Below are 17,664 nucleotides of genomic sequence, written 5' to 3'. Positions count from 1 at the left end.
AGCAGCGGGAGGAGCGGCCGGCGCTGCGGGCGGCGGCGTGCCCGGGTCAGAGGAGTCGGGGGTCGGCGGCTCGGGGAACGGGGGGTTCGTCATGTTCTGTCCTGTCGACGGTGTGCACGGGGGAACACGCTCGGCGGTTCCGATTGCCCCGAGCGTAGCGAGCGCGAAGCCCCTCGCACCATCCCATCGCGGATCATCACCGCACCCTGCCGCCTCTTCCGTCTGTCCACGGCCCGGCGTAGCGTGCCGGTATGTGTCGAAACATCGTCCCGTTGAACAATCTCGAGCCCGCGGCCACCGAGGCGGAATGCCACGACGCCGCCCTGCAGTTCGTTCGCAAGATCGCCGGGACGACGGCGCCCTCGCGAGCCAATGAAGCCGCTTTCGGCAGTGCGGTCGAAGAGATCGCGCAGGTCGTCAGCCGTCTCCTCGGCGAGCTCGTCACCGCGGCACCGCCGAAGAATCGTGAAGACGAAGCAGCCAAGCGACGGGCGCGATCCGCCGAGCGCTACGAGGCGATCAGGGTCTTTCAGGCGGAGAAGCGCGCCGCTCGTGCCGACGCCTAGTCGAGGAGCCGCTCGACGGTTGTGCTGTATGCCACAATCGACATACCCCGCTCGACTTTCCCTGCGGTCCCGGTGTTGAAGGCACTGAGATCGCGATGCCGATCCCCATCGGCGAGGGAACCTCCCCAAGGAGAGCTGTAAATACATGCCTGAGGATGCCCCCCGCGTACTCGTCGTCGACGATGACCCCGATGTAGCACTGCTCGTGAAGACCGTTCTCGAGCGACGGGCAGGCTGCATCGTCGACGTCGCTGAAGACGGCCAGATCGCGGTCGAGCGCGTCGCAGCGTCACGCCCCGACGTCGTCGTGACCGACATCGAGATGCCGGGGCTCAGCGGCCTCGAGCTGCTCGCCGAGCTGCGACGAATGGATCCCTCCGTTCCCGTGGTCGTGATGACCGCGCACGTCTCCGTCGAGTACGCGGTCTCGGCACTGCGTGCGCAGGCTGACGAGTTCCTCACCAAGCCGCTCGACAACGGCAAGCTCGTCGAGGCGGTCACCCGCCTGGTGGAGGAAGGCCGGCGTCGCCGCGAGGAGGCGCGAAAGCCTGAGCGGGTGCTCGCGATCGGCGCGCATCCGGACGATGTCGAGATCGGAGTCGGTGGGCTGCTCGCCGCCCACGCCAGGGCCCAGGACGAGATCACCATCCTGACGCTGTCCCGCGGCGCTCGTGGCGGCGACGCCGACAGTCGACAGAACGAGTCGCTGGCGGCCGCCGAGATGCTGGGTGCTCGGCTCTTCCTCAAGGATCTCGTCGACACGGAGATCTCCGGCGGCGGCTCCACCGTCCGTCTCATCGAGGAGGTCGTGCAGGAGGTCCAGCCCACGATCGTCTACACGCACTCGAGCCATGATCGTCACCAGGATCACCGCGCAGTGAGCGAAGCCACCATCGTGGCGACCCGGCGCGTCGGCACGGTCGCGTGCTACCAGAGTCCCTCTTCCACGATCGATTTCCGCCCCACGCGGTTCGTGCGGATCGATCAGTACCTCGACGAGAAGCTTCAGCTGCTCGAGCGCTTCGGCTCGCAGACCGAGAGCCGCGAGTACCTCGCACCCGAGTTCGTGACGGCGACTGCGCGGTACTGGTCGAGGTTCGGCGGCGGAACGGCGGTCGAGCCACTCGAGGTCGTGCGTGAGACCGCGGAGTTCATCGGCGCCCACGAACTCACCCGACGGGAGAGCTGATGACGAAACGTGTGCTGGTGACCGGTGCCGGTGGGCCGGCCGGAGTCGCCGTGATCCGCTCGCTCCTGCGTCGCTCTGACCTGACGGTGTTCGCCGCCGACATGGACGGCTGGGCGAGCGGCATCTACCTGGTGCCACCGGAGCAGCGTCGTCTGGTGCCGCCGGGGCGGGATGCGGACTTCGTGTCGACGATCGCGCGGATGGTCGCCGACGACGCGCTCGATCTCGTGATCTCCACGGTCGACGTCGAACTCATCGCCCTCGCCGACCGGCGAGACGAATTGGCGCCCGCGGTTCTGGCCGCACCCTCGGCGGACACGCTGAACACCGCGCTCGACAAGCTGGCCCTCGCCGAGCGCTGCGCCGCGACCGGCCACACCCCGCGCACGGTTCTGGCCGGGAGCGATGCAGAGGCCGTCGACTGGGAGTTCCCGGTCTTCGCCAAACCGCGCCAGGGAGCCGGCAGTCGCGGGGTGCGCCTCGTGCCCGACCGGGCCGCGCTCGAAGCGCTGCCGACCGACGAAGGCCTCATCGTGCAGGACTTCCTCCCGGGGGAGGAGTACTCCGTCGACGTCATCGCCGACGCGGCCGGCACCGTCATCGCAGCAGTGCCCCGCACCCGCGCCAGGGTCGACTCCGGCGTCGCGATCGCCGGGCGCACGGTCCTCGACCCCGAGCTGGAGGAGACGGCCGCATCGATCGCGCGGGCGATCGGACTCGTCGGCGTCGCGAACGTGCAGCTGCGGCGCGACCGCGACGGCCGCGCCGTGCTGCTCGAGGTCAATCCGCGTTTTCCCGGCGCGCTGCCCCTGACGATCGCGGCCGGGGTCGACATCCCCTCGCTCGTGGCCGACCTGTTCCTGGGGCGCGAGCTGCCGGTGCGGATCCCGTTCCGCGAAGTCGCCTCGGTGCGCTTCCTCGAAGACATCATCGTCGAGGTCGACGACCTGCTGGTCTCCGACCATGCGGGGCATCAGGAGGAACTGTGATCAACGCGGCGCTCCGCGGCGATCACCACGTCCACTCGACGTTCTCGGACGATGCCGTCTCGACGCTCGCGCAGAACGTCGAGGCCGCATCGGCGGTCGGGCTCACGACGCTGCGTCTGGTCGATCATGTGCGTCAGAGCACCACCTGGGTACCCGAGTACCTCGCCGCCGTCCGCGCACTCCGGGTGCCGGACGGGCTCACGGTTCTCACCGGCGTCGAGGCGAAGATCCTCGACGTCACAGGAACACTCGACATCCCGGCGCTTCCGACCGGCATCGATCGGATCCTCATCGCGGACCATCAGTTCCCCGGAGTGGAGGGTCCGCTCGGACCCTCAGCCGTGCGGGAGCGGATCGCCGAGGGCTGGGCGACCGACGACGTGCTCGACCAGCTCATCGAAGCGCTCATCGCGACGATGCGCCGGTACCCGGGGAACCAGCTCGCACACTGCTTCTCGATCCTGCCGAAGATCGGTCTGTCCGAGGGCGACCTCGGTGCGCAGCGCACCGAGGCCTGGGCGCGAGCCGCCGCCGACACCGGCACGCTCGTCGAGGTGAACGAGAAATGGGGCTGCCCCGGGGTCGCGACGCTGACCACGCTGCGCCGAGTCGGTGGCGAAATCGTCGCCTCCACCGACAGCCACGACGCATCGGACGTCGGCCGCTACTCCCGGATCATCCCGCTGCTCGACGCGGTCGAGGCCTCCTGATGGTCGACCTCACCTGGCTGCAGACCGTGCTGGTCATCCTGCTCCTGCTCTGCGTCCTGGTCGGCACGCTGCCTGTGATCAACACCGGGCTGCAGTTCCTCGCCCTGCCGTTGCACGCATTCCGCAACCACTACGGCAAGGCGGCGCCCTACCACCCGAACGTCGCGGTCATCATCCCCGCGTGGAACGAGGGGGCGGTGATCGGTCCGGCGATCGAGCGTCTGCTCCAGCTGGAGTACCCGGCCGACCGCCTCCGGGTCTTCATCGTCGACGATGCCTCCACCGACGACACCCCGGCCATCGCGGCCGCCAAGATCGCTGCCCACCCCGGGCGCGTCGTGCACCTGCGGCGGGAGAAAGGCGGCGAGGGCAAGGCGCACACCCTCAACCACGGGCTCGATGTGGTCCTCGCCGATTCGTGGACCGAAGCCGTGCTCATCATGGACGCCGACGTGATCTTCGCACGCGACTCGCTGCGCAAGCTCTCCCGGCACCTCGCCGATGAGAAGGTCGGCGCCGTCACGGCCTACATCGCGGAGGGCAGCCGCGACCGCAACTACCTCACCAGGTTCATCGCGATCGAGTACGTGATCGGGCAGCTCTCGGCACGCCGAGTCCAGAACGTCGGGGGCGCGATCGCGTGCCTGGCAGGCGGCGCGCAGCTGCACTCGAGGGCGAACCTCGAGGCGATCGGCGGGCGGATTCCCACCGGCACTCTCGCCGAGGACACCATGACCACGTTCGAGGGGCAGCTCAAGGGGCGTCGGATGGTCTTCGAACCGCACGCCGTTGTGTTGGCCGAAGAACCGCGCACGATCGACAGCCTCTGGAAGCAGCGGTTGCGGTGGGCGCGAGGCAACGTTCAGCTGACCTCGATCTACCGAAAGCTCTGGTTCCGTCCGAGCCGGGAACACAAGCTGGGCAGCTTCGGGTTCGGTCTCGCCTGGTTCACGATCCTGCTGCTGCCCGCCTTCATGCTCCTGGCCGCGGGCGGCATGCTCGCACTGTTGGTCCTGCACAGCGACATCGCCGAGTTCGTCTTCCGCTTCATGTGGATCTCCGCGGCCTGCATCTACCTCTTCTCGATGCTGTACGCGGTGCAGCTCGATCCGCGCACCGGCCGGCACTCCTGGCGTGAGGCGATCATGTTCCCAGGGCTCGGGGCTTTGATCCTGATGGCCATCGCGCTGTTCCCCTGGGTGTTCGAGTCGGTTCTGACCGCGCTCGGACTGCAGCTGACAGACCAGTCCCGCATCACGTGGGCAGTGATCTTCTACCTCTGGGGGCCGATCTCGATGCTCGGGATCTGGTTGGCGCGTGCGGTGGAGCCTCTCCCCGGCGGGCGGTTCTTCGCCGGTCTCCTGCTCTACATCTGCGGCTACGGTTCGCTGCTGTGCGCCATCACCGTGGACTCCTACATCAAAGAGTGGCGTCGAGCTGACGCCTCCTGGATCAAGACAGAGAAGATCGGACGTGTCGACTCATGACCGCAGCACCGTCACACGACGCCGAGGTGGAGGAGATCGCCGCGGACGGCCGCCGAGAGCGGCGACTGATCCCGCAAGCGCTCCTCGCTCTCGCGGTCGTCGTCATCGTGGTCGTCGTGCGAGAGCTGTTCCTGCGATGACCGGGAGGCCGTTGGCCCTGGTCGTCGAAGACGCCCCCGACCAGGCGGCGCTGCTGCGCCGCTATCTCGACCGCGAGGGCTTCGATGTGTTCATCGCGCCGGACGCCGAGTCGGCGATCGCGGCGTTCCCCGACATCGACCCTGCTCTCGCGGTGCTCGATCTCCTCCTCCCCGGCATCTCAGGGCAGGAATGTGCGCGTCTGGTGCAGGAGCGGTTCCCCGACTGCTTCCTCGTGATCAGCTCGGTGCTCGACGCGGCCGACTACCCACCCGCCGATGCCGCATTGCCGAAGCCGATCACGGGCTCGGACCTGCACGCCATCGTCGGTCGGGTACGGCGATGAGGGCGACGCCGCTCGACCGTGCGGAGACCCGCTGGTATCAGGTCTTCGACAGCCCGAGCCCGCTGCTCAAGCAGGCCCCGACGGTCGTCGCGACTGTCATCGCGGCGATCCTTACCTGGTGGGTCCCCGACCTTCCGATGACGCACGTCGTGCCGGCGGTGGCGGGAATCGCCGTCGTCCTCGTCGCCACCGCGTTCGCCGCCGTGCTCACGGCGCGCGGGGTGCACGACGGCTGGGCCGTGCTGCTCATCCCCATCGTCGACATCGTCGGCCTCGGTCTGTTCCGCACCGGCACCGGCGGCGCCACCTCCCTCTTCTCGTCGCTCGTTCTCCTGCCCGTGGTCTGGTTGGCTGCCGCTCCCGGCATCCGCTGGGTCTTCGTCGTCGGCGGGCTGACCTCGATCGCGCTGCTGATGCCGTACTTCACCGATCCTCCCGAGACCTCGGTCGAGTGGCTGCGGGGCGTCGTGGGTCCGCTGGTGTTCTCGGCGGTGGCAGCAGTCATCAACCAGCTCTCCCGGCAGCAGCGCATGCGCGTCGAACAGGCGGAGGAGCTGGTGGCCGAACGCACCAGGGCGCTTTCGGAGAACGTCGCCATGATCGTGCAGCTGCGTGACAAGGAGCGCCAGTACCGCGAACTGCTGGACTCGTTCGAGAGCCTGTGGTCATCGATCACGGCGCAGGCGGTGATCGCGACGGATTGCAGCGGCACCGTGACCGCGTGGAACCCCGGAGCAGTGCGGCTGCTCGGACTCCCCGTCGACGAAGCGCTCAAGGGCGTGCGCATCGATCGCTTCTTCTCGACCGCCGTCCTCTCGATGCTGGCCGCGGACAACGCCGAGCCCCCGCAGCTCATGCCAGGGCTCCCTCCGGGCTACACCGAGCTCTCGCCGGGGATCAAGGCGCTGTTCGCGCAGGCCGATGCCGGCGCGACGGTCGACGGCGACATCGATGTGATCACGACGGGAGGGACCACGGTTCCGGCCCGCGTGACGGTCACTCCGCACAAGGACGGCGCAGGGGCGCAGCAGGGATACCTGTTCGTGCTCACGGATGAGACCAGGGCCGTCGAGGTGGCGCGGATGAAGGACGAGTTCGTCGGGATGATCTCGCACGAGCTCCGCACGCCTCTCAGCGCCATCATCGGCTTCCTGGATCTGCTCCAGAACGATCCGGGGCAACCTCTCACCGACGACCAGCAGGAGTTCGTCGGGATCATCGAGCGCAACGCGCAGCGTCTGCTCAACCTCGTGGGCGATCTGCTGTTCACCGCTCAGGTCGAGTCCGGACGGTTCCCGCTGGAGCGCGAGGAGGCCGACGTGGCGGAGCTGGTCCGCTCTGCCGCGAGGTCGGCCGGACCGCACGCGCAGCGAGAGGGGATCGAGCTGATCGCAGAGGTGGGCGTGGACGCAGTACCCGTCTTCGTCGACGCCGGCAGGGTCGGGCAGGCCATCGACAACCTGCTCTCCAACGCCATCAAGTTCACCCCTCGAGGGGGGAAGGTCACGGCCGGAGTGCGGCAGGTCGACGGCGGCGTCGAGTTCTTCATCTCGGATACGGGCGTCGGGATCCCCGAAGACGAGCAGGGGATGCTGTTCACCCGCTTCTTCCGCGCGTCGACCGCGACGCGCAACGCGGTCCCGGGCGTGGGGCTCGGGCTCACGATCACCAGAGCCATCGTCCTGGCGCACGGCGGCACGATGGAAGTGACCAGCCAGGAGGGCGTGGGCACGGAGTTCCGTTTCGTCCTGCCAGCGGCGCCGCGCACCGAGGTGCTGATGAGCCTGAGCCGCGCCGACTGACCGCGACCCGGTGGCGCCGGGGCCATCCGGAGATCGTGACGCCCTGTGTCCGCCCGTGAAGCCCCGTGACGTGCGGCGGGCTGTTCGCTGGAGACGCTCGCTACCGTCGGGCCATGACTCTTCTCCAGGACCAGCTCGCCGGCATCGCCGATGTCACCCCTGTCGAGCGCACGCAGCGACTCACCGACGCCGGCGCCGCGTGGAACGAGAGGATCGCGGCGGACGACGCGAACGCCCAGCTCACGTATCGGGTCAGCGGCCGCGGCATCGGATCGGTCGCCACCGAGATCCGCGCGGGCAAGCACCGCTTCCTCGTCGACGAGCCCGGTGCGCTCGCCGGCGACGACGTGGCGGCGAGCCCGGTCGAGTACGCACTGGGTGCGCTCGTCTCCTGTCAGGTGGTCGTCTACCGGCTCTATGCCCAGGCCCTCGGGCTCACGATCGACGAGATCGAGATCACGGCAGAGGGAGACCTGGATGTGCGGAAGCTCTTCGGCATCGATGAGTCGGGGCGCGCCGGATTCCACGACGTGCGGGTATCGGTCGACATCACGGGCCCTGACAGCGCGGAGCAGTACGAGAACCTGCGCGCGGTCGTCGACGCGCACTGTCCCGTTCTCGACCTCTTCGCAGCACCCGTGCCGACAGCGAGCGCTCTCGCCTGAGCAGAGTCGGAGCATCGTGGCTCAACCTGATATCCTGGTCGGCTCGGCATGCGCGGGCGGAAGGACGGCCACGCACCGTGGGCTATATCGATGTCTCCAGCGTCTCACTGACGCTCCCAGACGGCAGACCTCTTCTCGATGAGGCGACATTCAGAGTCGGCGCCGGCTCGACCAGTGCGCTGATCGGTCCGAACGGAGCGGGCAAGACGACCCTCCTGCGGATCATCCGCGGCGATCAAGCCGCGGACGACGGCGTCGTGACGATCGACGGCGGGCTCGGCGTCATGGACCAGTTCGTCGGCCATGGCGAAGCAGGCGAGACCGTGCACCAGCTGCTGGCGCGCGTCGCCCCCGCACGCATCCGCACGGCGGCCGAAGCGCTCGAGGCAGCCGAGAACGCTCTGATCGAACGCGATGAGCATGACACGCAGATGGCCTACGCGTCGGCGCTCGCCGAGTATGCGGACGCGGGCGGCTACGAGCACGAGACCGTCTGGGACCAGTGCACGGTCGCGGCGCTCGGGCTGCCCTTCGAACGTGCGAGGTATCGCGAGCTCACGACCCTCTCCGGCGGGGAACAGAAGCGGCTCGCGCTCGAGGCGCTGCTGCGCGGCCCCGACGAGGTGCTGCTGCTGGACGAGCCGGACAACTACCTCGATGTGCCGACCAAACGGTGGCTCGAAGAGCAGCTGCGCCAGACGCCGAAGACCGTGCTGCTGGTGTCGCACGACCGTGAACTGCTCGCGCGTGCGGTAGATCGGCTGATAACGCTCGAACCCGGTGGGGCCGGAGCCACGGCCTGGGTGCACGGTGGCGGGTTCTCGACGTATCAGCAGGCGAGGACCGACCGGATGGATCGGCTCGACGAGTTGCGCAGGCGTTGGGATGAGCAGCACGAGAAGCTGCTCACCCTCGTCGCGAACCTCAAGGTGAAGGCCTCGGCGAACGACGGCTTCGCGTCGCGGTATCAGGCGGCGCAGACCCGTCTGCGCAAGTTCGAGGAGGCGGGACCACCGGAGGAGCGTCCGCCGTCGCAGGACTTCGACATGCGTCTGCGCGGCGCACGTACCGGCAAGCGCGCAGTGGTGGCGCAGCGGCTCGAACTGATCGGCCTCATGCGTCCGTTCGACGCGGAGGTCTGGTACGGCGACCGGGTCGCGGTGCTCGGGTCGAACGGATCGGGCAAGTCGCATTTCCTGCGGCTGCTCGCGCGCGGCGGCAGCGATCCTGACTCCACGCTCGGTCACGTCACATCGACCGGGGAGAAGTTGAGCGCGGTGGAGCACACCGGCACCGCGACCCTCGGAGCGCGCGTCGTACCCGGGCTCTTCGCGCAGACGCATGCGCATCCGGAGTTCGTCGGACGCACACTGCTGGAAATCCTGCACCGCGGCGACGACCGCCGCGCCGGGATGCCGCGGGACGCCGCGAGTTCGGCGCTCGACCGCTACGGACTCGTGCGCCAGGCCCAGCAGACGTTCGACTCGCTCTCGGGCGGGCAGCAGGCGCGGTTCCAGGTGCTGCTGTTGGAGCTCTCGGGGGCGACGCTGCTGCTGCTGGACGAGCCGACGGACAACCTCGACCTGGAGTCGGCCGAAGCCCTCGAACAGGCGTTGGCGCGATTCGAGGGGACCGTGCTCGCGGTCACCCACGACCGCTGGTTCGCCCGGTCGTTCGACCGGTTCCTGGTGTTCGGCGCCGACGGCGAGGTCTACGAGTCCGATGCTCCGGTGTGGGACGAGAAGCGCGTGGCCCGCGCCCGCTGAGCGGTGCGGGTTCAGGGCAGCCGGAAGGGCGCGGCGGCGCGGGCGGCGGGGTCGATCGCGAGGTCGGCGAGGACCCCGCCGACACCCGGTGCGAACTTGAAACCGTGGCCGGAGAACCCCGCGCCCACCACGACCCGGCCGCGGCGATCGAGCACGAACGTTCCGTCGTCGGTCGAGGTGTACGTGCAGCTGATCGGCGCGGCTGATGCGGGGTCGAGGCCCGGCATCCACTCCCGTACGTAGTCCGCCAGCGCTCGCTCGTGCGTGGGCAGGTGCGGGCGGGCGTCCGGGTCGATCTCGTCGCCCACGCGGTGGAATCCCACCTTCACGCCCTCGCCCGGTGTGGGCATGCCGTAGACGGTCGCGGGGTATGCCGCAGTGTCGACGTAGTGGTTGAACGACGGCCACGGCGCATCCGTCGACGGCCGGAAGTGCGCCGGTGTCTCTTCGGTGACGGTGAGCCGTGGCAGTCCGAGTCGGGCGAGGAGCTTCCCCGTCCATGCGCCGGCGGTCACGACGACGGTCTCCGCGCGGAGTCGAGTGCCGTCGGCGAGAGCGAGCACAGCGCCATCCGGACTCTCGCCGATGTGCGCGACCGGTGTGTTCCAGCGCACCTCGCTGCCTCCGACGACGATCCGCCGTTCGAGCTCGCGCAACGTCTCCGCCGCGCGCACGACTCCGGCGTCGGAGGACCACAGTACGTCGCCGTCGAACCGCATGCCCGGCCACCGGGTGCCGGCTTCGGCGGGGGAGAGGATCGTGGACGGGATGCCGCGGACAGCGAGCCCCGTGTGCACGGCGGCGATGTCGAGAACTCCGTGCGTGACGAGCCCGTGCAGGCGCAGCAGTGGTTCGCCGTCGACCTCTCCGAGCGCATCCCACCCGTCGCGGGCGCGCACCAGCAGGTCGAGATAGTGCTCCTCGTCGTACGCGTTGTTGAAGTTGCGCGTCGCTCCGTGAGATGCGCCTTCGTGGTGGCCGCGGGCGAAGCGCTCCAGCACGAGGGGACGCAGGCCCCGGCGCACCAGCTCCCAGGCAGTCGCCAAACCCATGACACCACCGCCCACCACGACGATGTCGACTGTCTCGGTGCTCATGCAGCCTCCCGGTCTCGCCTCCAGTCTCCCAGCACGGGTGCGCCCGGCCGCCGGGTAGGCTGGTGGGGTGACCATGGAGATCGAGCTCGGCCGAGGAAAGCGTGCACGTCGCGCGTACACGTTCGATGACATCGCGGTGGTGCCTTCGCGGCGCACGCGCAACCCGGAGGACGTGTCGACCGCCTGGACGATCGACGCCTTCGGCTTCGAGATCCCGGTGCTCGGTGCACCGATGGACTCGGTCGTGAGCCCGCAGACCGCGATCATGCTCGGGCAGCTCGGCGGACTCGGTGTGCTCGACCTCGAGGGTCTGTGGACGCGCTACGAGAACCCGGAGCCGCTGCTGGCGGAGATCGCCGGTCTCGACGACGCCAAGGCCACGGTGCGGATGCAGGAGCTGTACTCCGAGCCGATCAAGCCCGAGCTCATCACCCGCCGTCTCGCCGAGGTCCGCGAGGCCGGCGTCACGGTCGCAGGCTCCCTGACCCCCCAGCGCACCCAGGAGTTCTACGACACCGTCGCTGCGGCGGGCGTCGACCTGTTCGTGATCCGCGGCACCACGGTGTCGGCCGAGCATGTCTCGAGCGTCGCAGAGCCCCTCAACCTCAAGAAGTTCATCTACGACCTCGACGTGCCCGTCATCGTCGGCGGTGCCGCGACCTACACCGCTGCCCTCCACCTGATGCGCACCGGCGCCGCCGGCGTGCTCGTCGGCTTCGGCGGGGGAGCAGCCTCCACGACCCGCGCGACCCTCGGCATCCACGCGCCGATGGCGACGGCGGTCTCCGATGTCGCAGCTGCTCGCCGCGACTACCTCGACGAGTCCGGCGGACGCTACGTGCACGTGATCGCCGATGGCGGCGTCGGCACCTCCGGCGACATCGTCAAGGCTCTCGCGATGGGTGCCGACGCGGTCATGCTCGGCGTCGCGCTCGCGCGTGCCACCGACGCGCCCGGTCGTGGTTTCCACTGGGGCCCCGAGGCGCACCACCCCAAGCTTCCGCGGGGCCACCGCGTCGAGGTCGGCGGCATCGGCACGCTCGAGGAGATCCTGTACGGACCGGCGCCCGTCGCCGACGGCACCGCGAACCTCATCGGCGCGCTGCGCAAGTCGATGGCGACCACCGGATACTCCGACCTCAAGGAGTTCCAGCGGGTCGAGGTCGTGCTCGCACCGTACGAGGCCTAAGGGTCCTGCGCTTCACCGTGACGAATCCTGCTCTGTTCCCCCCGACTCTCCGTGAGGTCATGCTCCGGGGACGCTGGATCGGGATGCTCCTGCTCTGCCTTCTGGTCGCCGGCGTTTTCGCCTGGCTCGGCCAGTGGCAGCTCGAGCGTGCGATCGAGACCGATCCGCCTGCTCCCGGCGCCACCGAGCAGGTGCTGCCGCTGACGGAGGTCTTGGAACCGGGCGAGTACCTTCCTGAACCGCTCGTCGGTCAGCGTGTCGAGACCTCGGGCGCGTGGGTGCCGGAAGACTTCCTCGTCGTGTCGAGTCGATTCAACGACGATGTCCAGGGCTACTGGGTCACCGGTCAGCTGCGGGTCGATGAGGGCGTCTCGGTCGCGGTCGCGATCGGCTGGGCTCCCGATCAGAAGACCGCCGACGCCGCTGTGAAAGAGCTCGAGGCCGGTGCCGACGGCTCCGAAGTGGCCGTCTCCGGACGCATCATCTCCGACGAGGGTCCGCGCGTGCCACCGCATGCGAACCCGGACCAGATGGACCGGATGTCGCCTGCAGCTCTCCTCAGCCGCTGGCACGACATCGAGCAGCTCGATGTCTACCGTCCGTATCTCGCCTCGACGACCGCGACGGCCGGACTGGCCGACATCTCTTCTCCCGCACCGGATGAGATCTCGCCGGTCAACTGGCTCAACGTCTTCTACGCGGTCGAGTGGGCGATCTTCGCCGGCTTCGCGTTCTACCTCTGGTATCGCCTGGCGAAGGACGCCTGGGAGCGCGAGGTCGAGGAGTTCGAAGAGCAGGCTGCGGCCGAAGCCGTCTGACCGCTCGCGCATCCGCGCGTGATCTGATGCGCAATTGTGCGTCGCCCTCCCCGGTTAGCGACCTTCGTCAGGGGTCGCGCGGGCCATCCGGTGAGCGCTCGATGACGAATCGGGAAACTCCGTTGAGGATGTCCGGACCGCTCCGTATGCTCGCACCATGTGAGCATGCTGGGAGTTTCCCCTGTGTGCCGTGACAGTCCTGAGAAGTGTCGAACCCGACCGAGGAGACAGCACCGATGATGTCCGCTCCAGACGACGAGAGCCGCATGGCTCCCGTCTCGCACCGTAGAAGTCGGGGGCGCATCGGCGCTCTCGCCGTGACCTGCGTCGCCGCGCTGAGCCTCGGCTCGCTGGCCGCGGTTCCCGCCACCGCAGACACCACGGGAACGGGGGTGGTGATCAATGAGGCGTACCTGTCCGGCGGAAGCGCGGGCGCGGCGTTCAAGAACAAGTTCGTCGAGCTGTACAACCCCACGTCCGCCCCTGTCACCCTCGACGGGATGTCGTTGCAGTACCGCTCGGCGAACGGAACAGCGGCGTTCAACGGCGTCGCCCCGCTCACCGGTGTCATCCCGGCCGGTGGTTATTACCTGGTGCAGGGAAACAGCAACGGAGCCAACGGCGCTGAGCTGCCGGCCCCGGACGCCGTCAGCACCCTGACTCCCAGCGGCACCAACGGCACGCTCGCGCTTGTCGAGGGCACCGCCGCTGTGACCCTCACCCCCGGCTCGGTCGTGGGTGTCGACGGCGTCGTCGACCTGCTCGGCTACGGCACCTCGAACACGTTCGAGGCCACGGCGGCGACTGCGCCCACCGGCAACACCGACGTCAAGTCGCTCAACCGCACCGGTGGCGTCGACACCGACGTCAACAGCGCCGACTTCACGCTCTCCGCCACGATCACTCCGCAGAACTCCGGCGACACCGACCCGGGCACAGGTCCTGGCACTGACCCGACCGAGGCCACCATCGCCGAGGTCCAGGGCGCGACCGACGTCTCCCCGCTGAACGGCCAGACCGTGCAGGTCGAGGGCGTCGTCACCGCCGACTACCGCACCGGCGGCTACAAGGGCATCGTCATCCAGACCCAGGGTTCGGGAGGCGCGACGGATGCGACTCCCGGTGCCTCCGATGGCGTGTTCGTGTTCCTGAACGCCCTTGCTCCGGCCCTGGCGATCGGTGACCTCGTCTCGGTGACGGGCTCTGTGAGCGAGTACTTCGGGCAGACGCAGATCAACCCGGCCGCGGCCGCCGATGTCGAGGTTCTCACCGCCGGCGTCGGGGTTCCCGCCGTCACGCCGCTGCCCGCCACGGTGCAGGGCGCCGACCGCGAGCAGTACGAGAACATGTACGTGGCTCCGGAGGGGACCTACCGTCTCGCTTCCAGCCACCAGCTGTTCAACTTCGGTGCGCTCTGGCTGAACGCCGGCGATGCGCTCGCCGTCAAGAGCACCGAGACCACGCGTCCGGGTGACGCAGCCGCAGCGATCACCGCGGCCAACCGCGCCAACCGGATTCTGCTCGACGACGGCTGGTCGATCCAGGTGTCCAACAGCGGCCACCCCGGTGAGCAGCCGTACTTCACGAAGGACACGGTGGTCCGCAACGGCGACACCGTCGACTTCGGCGACAACGGCTACGTGCTGCAGTGGGGCTTCAACGACTGGCGTCTGCAGCCGGTCGTGCCGATCGACGACTCCTCGTCCGCCGACCTCAAGGTCGGTTTCGAGGCGACGAACCCGCGCACCGAGAGTGCACCGACCGTGGGCGGCGACGTCCAGGTCGCGTCCTTCAACGTCTACAACTACTTCACGACGCTGAAGAGTGAGAACTCCAACGCCCGAGGTGCGGCGAACGCGGCGCAGTTCGCGATCCAGAAGTCCAAGATCGTCGCGGCGATCAACGGGCTGGATGCGGACATCGTGTCGCTCATGGAGATCGAGAACTCGGTGAAGCTGGGCAAGCCCATCGACACCGCCCTCAAAGACCTGGTCGCCGGGCTCAACGCCGACGCAGGCAGCGACGTGTGGGGCTACGTGCCCACGCCCGCCGCCCTGAACAACGCGGCGACGACCGACTTCATCACGAACGCGATCATCTACAAGAAGGATGCGGTCAAGCGGGTCGGCGACAGCATCACCGTCACTGACGAGACGGTGTGGGGCAACGCCCGTGAGCCGATCGCGCAGGCGTTCGACATCGACGGACGTGTCGTCACGGTCGTGGCGAACCACCTGAAGTCGAAGTCGCCGCCCGAGGGCGCGGGAGCCGAGCCGGCCGACGGCCAGGGCTTCTTCAACGCCGACCGCGTGAAGCAGGCGAACGCGATCCTCGCCTTCACCGACCAGCTCGAGCAGACGACCGGCAGCGGCGACATGCTGCTGATCGGCGACTTCAACGCCTATGGCAAGGAAGACCCGATCGACGTGTTCACCTCGAACGGGTGGAGCGACCTGGTCGCCGACAAGGCCTCCGGTCAGTACACGTACTCGTTCGACGGCGAGCTCGGCTCGCTCGACCACGTGATCGCGTCGCCGTCGCTCGCCTCGTCGATCACGGGTGCCGGGGTGTGGGGCATCAACTCGCCGGAGTGGAGCGACCGCGGCTACGCGTACGGCGCCACCGAGTCGGGAACCCCGTACCGTTCCAGCGACCACGACCCGATCATCGTCGGCGTCTCCGCGGAGATCCCGCCTGTGAGCATCGACGTCGTCACGGTCAATGACTTCCACGGTCGGATCGAGGCCGACGGCGCCGCTGCAGGCGCGGCGGTGCTGGCAGGCGCGGTAAAACAGTTCCGTGAGGCGAACCCGAACACGATCTTCGCCGGTGCCGGCGACCTGATCGGCGCATCGACGTTCACCTCGTTCATCAATGACGACAACCCCACGATCGACGCGCTCAACGCGGCCGGCCTCGACGTCAGCGCGGCGGGCAACCACGAGTTCGACCAGGGCTGGGAAGACCTGCGCGATCGCGTGCAGGAGCGTGCGGACTGGGAGTACATCTCCTCGAACGTGTTCGTCACCGAGACCGGCGAGCCTGCGCTCGCACCGGCCTGGGTGAAGGAGCTCGACGGCGTCCGGGTCGGTTTCGTCGGTGCGGTCACCGAAGATCTCGACTCGCTCGTCTCGCCCGAGGGCATCAAGGACCTCGAGGTCCGCAGCATCGTCGACTCCGTGAACGCGGTGGCCGACGACCTGCGCGACGGCGATGAGTCCAACGGCGAGGCGGATGTCGTCATCCTGCTCGTCCACGAGGGCGCAGCCAGTGTCGCGCTCGACAGCATCACCCCGGACTCGCCCCTCGGCGAGATCGTCTACGGCGTCGATGACGACGTGGACGCCATCGTGTCGGCGCACACCCACCTCGCCTACAACCACGTGATCGACGGCCGCCCGGTCGTCTCTGCGGGGCAGTACGGCGAGAACCTGGGCCTGATGAACATCAAGGTCGACCCGAAGACGAAGGACCTGATCTCGATCACCAACGAGATCAAGCCCCTCACCGCTGCGGGCAAGCCGCTGTACCCGGCCGTCCCCGAGGTGGCCGACATCGTCGCCAAGGCGAAGGCCGAGGCCGATGTGCTGGGCGCGATCAAGGTCGGAGACATCACCGCCGACTTCAACCGCGCACGCCAGAGCGACGGCAAGACGGAGAACCGCGGTGGCGAGTCCACCATCGGCAACTTCGTCGCCGACGTGCAGAAGTGGTCCACGGGCGCCGATGTGGCGATCATGAACCCCGGCGGCATCCGTGCGAACCTCACGTACGCCTCGGCCGGAGCATCCGACCCCGACGGCAACGTCACCTACCGCGAGGCGGCGACGGTCCAGCCGTTCGCCAACACGCTGGTGACGCTGACGCTCACGGGTGCACAGCTGAAGGGCGTGCTGGAGGAACAGTGGCAGCCGGCGGGATCGGCGCGTCCGTTCCTGAAGCTCGGTGTCTCGGAGGGCCTGGTCTACGCCTACGACCCCGCCGCGGCGCAGGGTTCGCGGATCACGTCGATCACGCTCAACGGCGCGGCGCTCGACCCGGCTGCGAACTACACGGTCGCAGCCAACTCGTTCCTCGCGGCGGGTGGAGACAACTTCTTCACCTTCAAGGAGGGCACGGGCAAGCGCGACACCGGCAAGGTCGATCTGCAGTCCATGGTCGACTGGTTCGACGCGAACAAGACCGCGAGCCCCGACTACGCCCAGCGCGCGGTCGGCGTCGCGGTCAGCCCTGCGGACGCCGACGGCTACAGCGCCGGCGACCAGGTGACCGTGTCGCTCTCCTCGCTGGCGTTCAGCGCCGGTGAGCCGGCCCCGGGCGAGGTGTCGCTGTCGCTCGGCGGCACGCAGCTCGCGGCCGGTGCGGTCGACCCGGCGGTCGTCGACACCACCGACGAAGGCGGGCGTGCCAGCCTGACCTTCACGGTTCCGTCCGGCGTCTTCGGCGAGCAGGTGCTCACGGTGGCCGTCGCCGGTACCGGCACCACGGTGCAGGTGCCGTTCACGATCGCCGGCGAAGAGCAGTTCGCCGGCACGATCGCCCTCGGCTCGTCCAAGGTGACCGCGGGCAAGAGCCTCAAGGTCACCGGTGAGGGCTACGTGCCCGGCGAGACCGTGAGCATCGAGTTGCGTCCCAAGAAGGGCAAGCCGGTCCAGGTCGGCACCGTCCAGGTGGGCGCAGACGGCACGTTCAACACCTCGGTCACCGTGCCGAAGAGCGCTCCGTCGGGCAAGTACACCGTCGCTGCGTCGCAGGCCGATGGAGACGCGGCGACAGCCACCGTCACCGTCAACCGCGCCGGCGGCATCATCGGTGCGATCCTCGACTGGCTCTGGGACCTCCTCACTCGGTGGTTCTGAGCGGGAGAGCGCGGTTCTGATCCGATAGTCGGATGACAAAGGC

Annotated in this window: 14 protein-coding genes; 13 read left to right on the top strand and 1 reads right to left on the bottom strand. The window is 68.6% G+C overall.

Annotated elements, in window-relative coordinates; translation table 11 throughout:
* The first annotated feature begins 251 nt into the window (after window positions 1-251).
* The 10 genes from CQ040_RS17815 (at window position 252) to CQ040_RS17775 (ending at window position 9,658) form a co-directional block, all read left to right on the top strand.
* Window positions 252-566, top strand: coding sequence for a DUF2277 domain-containing protein (locus tag CQ040_RS17815; RefSeq protein WP_105527638.1), 315 nt, complete (start codon window positions 252-254; stop codon window positions 564-566).
* A gap of 145 nt (window positions 567-711) precedes the next feature.
* The gene (locus CQ040_RS17810; RefSeq protein ID WP_105527639.1) at window positions 712-1,755 is read left to right on the top strand and encodes a response regulator; all 1,044 of its coding nucleotides are present in this window, start codon (window positions 712-714) and stop codon (window positions 1,753-1,755) included.
* Window positions 1,755-2,744, top strand: coding sequence for an ATP-grasp domain-containing protein (locus CQ040_RS17805; RefSeq protein ID WP_105527640.1), 990 nt, complete (start codon window positions 1,755-1,757; stop codon window positions 2,742-2,744). The genes CQ040_RS17810 and CQ040_RS17805 overlap by 1 nt, the downstream gene beginning before the upstream one ends.
* On the top strand, window positions 2,741-3,454 hold the full coding sequence (locus tag CQ040_RS17800; protein WP_105527641.1) for a PHP domain-containing protein: 714 nt from the start codon (window positions 2,741-2,743) through the stop codon (window positions 3,452-3,454). Before CQ040_RS17805 ends, CQ040_RS17800 begins: the two co-directional genes overlap by 4 nt.
* Entirely contained in the window at window positions 3,454-4,941 is a 1,488-nt protein-coding gene (locus tag CQ040_RS17795) for a glycosyltransferase (protein ID WP_105527642.1), read from the top strand. The genes CQ040_RS17800 and CQ040_RS17795 overlap by 1 nt, the downstream gene beginning before the upstream one ends.
* Window positions 4,938-5,081, top strand: coding sequence for a hypothetical protein (locus tag CQ040_RS20795; protein ID WP_181156779.1), 144 nt, complete (start codon window positions 4,938-4,940; stop codon window positions 5,079-5,081). Before CQ040_RS17795 ends, CQ040_RS20795 begins: the two co-directional genes overlap by 4 nt.
* Window positions 5,078-5,425 carry a response regulator gene (locus CQ040_RS17790; protein ID WP_028502324.1) on the top strand — a complete coding sequence of 116 codons (348 nt, stop codon included), beginning with the start codon at window positions 5,078-5,080 and terminating at the stop codon, window positions 5,423-5,425. Before CQ040_RS20795 ends, CQ040_RS17790 begins: the two co-directional genes overlap by 4 nt.
* Window positions 5,422-7,227 carry an ATP-binding protein gene (locus CQ040_RS17785; RefSeq protein ID WP_105527643.1) on the top strand — a complete coding sequence of 602 codons (1,806 nt, stop codon included), beginning with the start codon at window positions 5,422-5,424 and terminating at the stop codon, window positions 7,225-7,227. The genes CQ040_RS17790 and CQ040_RS17785 overlap by 4 nt, the downstream gene beginning before the upstream one ends.
* 113 nt (window positions 7,228-7,340) lie before the next feature.
* On the top strand, window positions 7,341-7,892 hold the full coding sequence (locus tag CQ040_RS17780; RefSeq protein ID WP_105527644.1) for an OsmC family protein: 552 nt from the start codon (window positions 7,341-7,343) through the stop codon (window positions 7,890-7,892).
* Window positions 7,893-7,969: 77 nt separating this feature from the next.
* Entirely contained in the window at window positions 7,970-9,658 is a 1,689-nt protein-coding gene (locus CQ040_RS17775; protein WP_105527645.1) for an ABC-F family ATP-binding cassette domain-containing protein, read from the top strand.
* An 11-nt stretch (window positions 9,659-9,669) separates the two neighbouring features.
* Here the strand turns inward: CQ040_RS17775 and CQ040_RS17770 are convergent, their stop codons facing one another.
* Complete coding sequence (locus tag CQ040_RS17770; RefSeq protein ID WP_105527646.1) at window positions 9,670-10,755, bottom strand: FAD-dependent oxidoreductase; 1,086 nt, start codon at window positions 10,753-10,755, stop codon at window positions 9,670-9,672.
* 73 nt (window positions 10,756-10,828) lie between these two features.
* Between CQ040_RS17770 and CQ040_RS17765 the strand changes: the two genes are divergently transcribed.
* From CQ040_RS17765 to CQ040_RS17755, 3 genes are all read left to right on the top strand, one after another.
* On the top strand, window positions 10,829-11,944 hold the full coding sequence (locus tag CQ040_RS17765; RefSeq protein WP_028502331.1) for a GuaB3 family IMP dehydrogenase-related protein: 1,116 nt from the start codon (window positions 10,829-10,831) through the stop codon (window positions 11,942-11,944).
* A gap of 59 nt (window positions 11,945-12,003) precedes the next feature.
* Window positions 12,004-12,762 (top strand): SURF1 family protein, encoded by a 759-nt coding sequence (locus tag CQ040_RS17760; RefSeq protein WP_105527647.1) that lies wholly within the window; start codon window positions 12,004-12,006, stop codon window positions 12,760-12,762.
* Window positions 12,763-12,998: 236 nt separating this feature from the next.
* Complete coding sequence (locus tag CQ040_RS17755; protein ID WP_105527679.1) at window positions 12,999-17,621, top strand: ExeM/NucH family extracellular endonuclease; 4,623 nt, start codon at window positions 12,999-13,001, stop codon at window positions 17,619-17,621.
* Window positions 17,622-17,664: the final 43 nt, after the last annotated feature.

It is taken from the genome of Microbacterium sp. MYb54 (assembly GCF_002979515.1).
In the GTDB taxonomy this organism is placed as follows: Bacteria; Actinomycetota; Actinomycetes; order Actinomycetales; family Microbacteriaceae; genus Microbacterium.
The sequence above is the reverse complement of the archived record's forward strand: the minus strand, read 5'-3'. Positions and strand labels throughout refer to the sequence as shown.

Excerpts from the sequence above, each read along its gene's own strand:
- CQ040_RS17815 (WP_105527638.1), top strand. The coding sequence starts at position 252 with ATGTGTCGAAACATCGTCCCGTTGAACAATCTCGAGCCCGCGGCCACC.
- CQ040_RS17810 (WP_105527639.1), top strand. The coding sequence starts at position 712 with ATGCCTGAGGATGCCCCCCGCGTACTCGTCGTCGACGATGACCCCGAT.
- CQ040_RS17805 (WP_105527640.1), top strand. The coding sequence starts at position 1,755 with ATGACGAAACGTGTGCTGGTGACCGGTGCCGGTGGGCCGGCCGGAGTC.
- CQ040_RS17795 (WP_105527642.1), top strand. The coding sequence starts at position 3,454 with ATGGTCGACCTCACCTGGCTGCAGACCGTGCTGGTCATCCTGCTCCTG.
- CQ040_RS20795 (WP_181156779.1), top strand. The coding sequence starts at position 4,938 with ATGACCGCAGCACCGTCACACGACGCCGAGGTGGAGGAGATCGCCGCG.
- CQ040_RS17790 (WP_028502324.1), top strand. The coding sequence starts at position 5,078 with ATGACCGGGAGGCCGTTGGCCCTGGTCGTCGAAGACGCCCCCGACCAG.
- CQ040_RS17785 (WP_105527643.1), top strand. The coding sequence starts at position 5,422 with ATGAGGGCGACGCCGCTCGACCGTGCGGAGACCCGCTGGTATCAGGTC.
- CQ040_RS17780 (WP_105527644.1), top strand. The coding sequence starts at position 7,341 with ATGACTCTTCTCCAGGACCAGCTCGCCGGCATCGCCGATGTCACCCCT.
- CQ040_RS17770 (WP_105527646.1), bottom strand. The coding sequence starts at position 10,755 with ATGAGCACCGAGACAGTCGACATCGTCGTGGTGGGCGGTGGTGTCATG.
- CQ040_RS17765 (WP_028502331.1), top strand. The coding sequence starts at position 10,829 with ATGGAGATCGAGCTCGGCCGAGGAAAGCGTGCACGTCGCGCGTACACG.
- CQ040_RS17760 (WP_105527647.1), top strand. The coding sequence starts at position 12,004 with ATGCTCCGGGGACGCTGGATCGGGATGCTCCTGCTCTGCCTTCTGGTC.
- CQ040_RS17755 (WP_105527679.1), top strand. The coding sequence starts at position 12,999 with ATGATGTCCGCTCCAGACGACGAGAGCCGCATGGCTCCCGTCTCGCAC.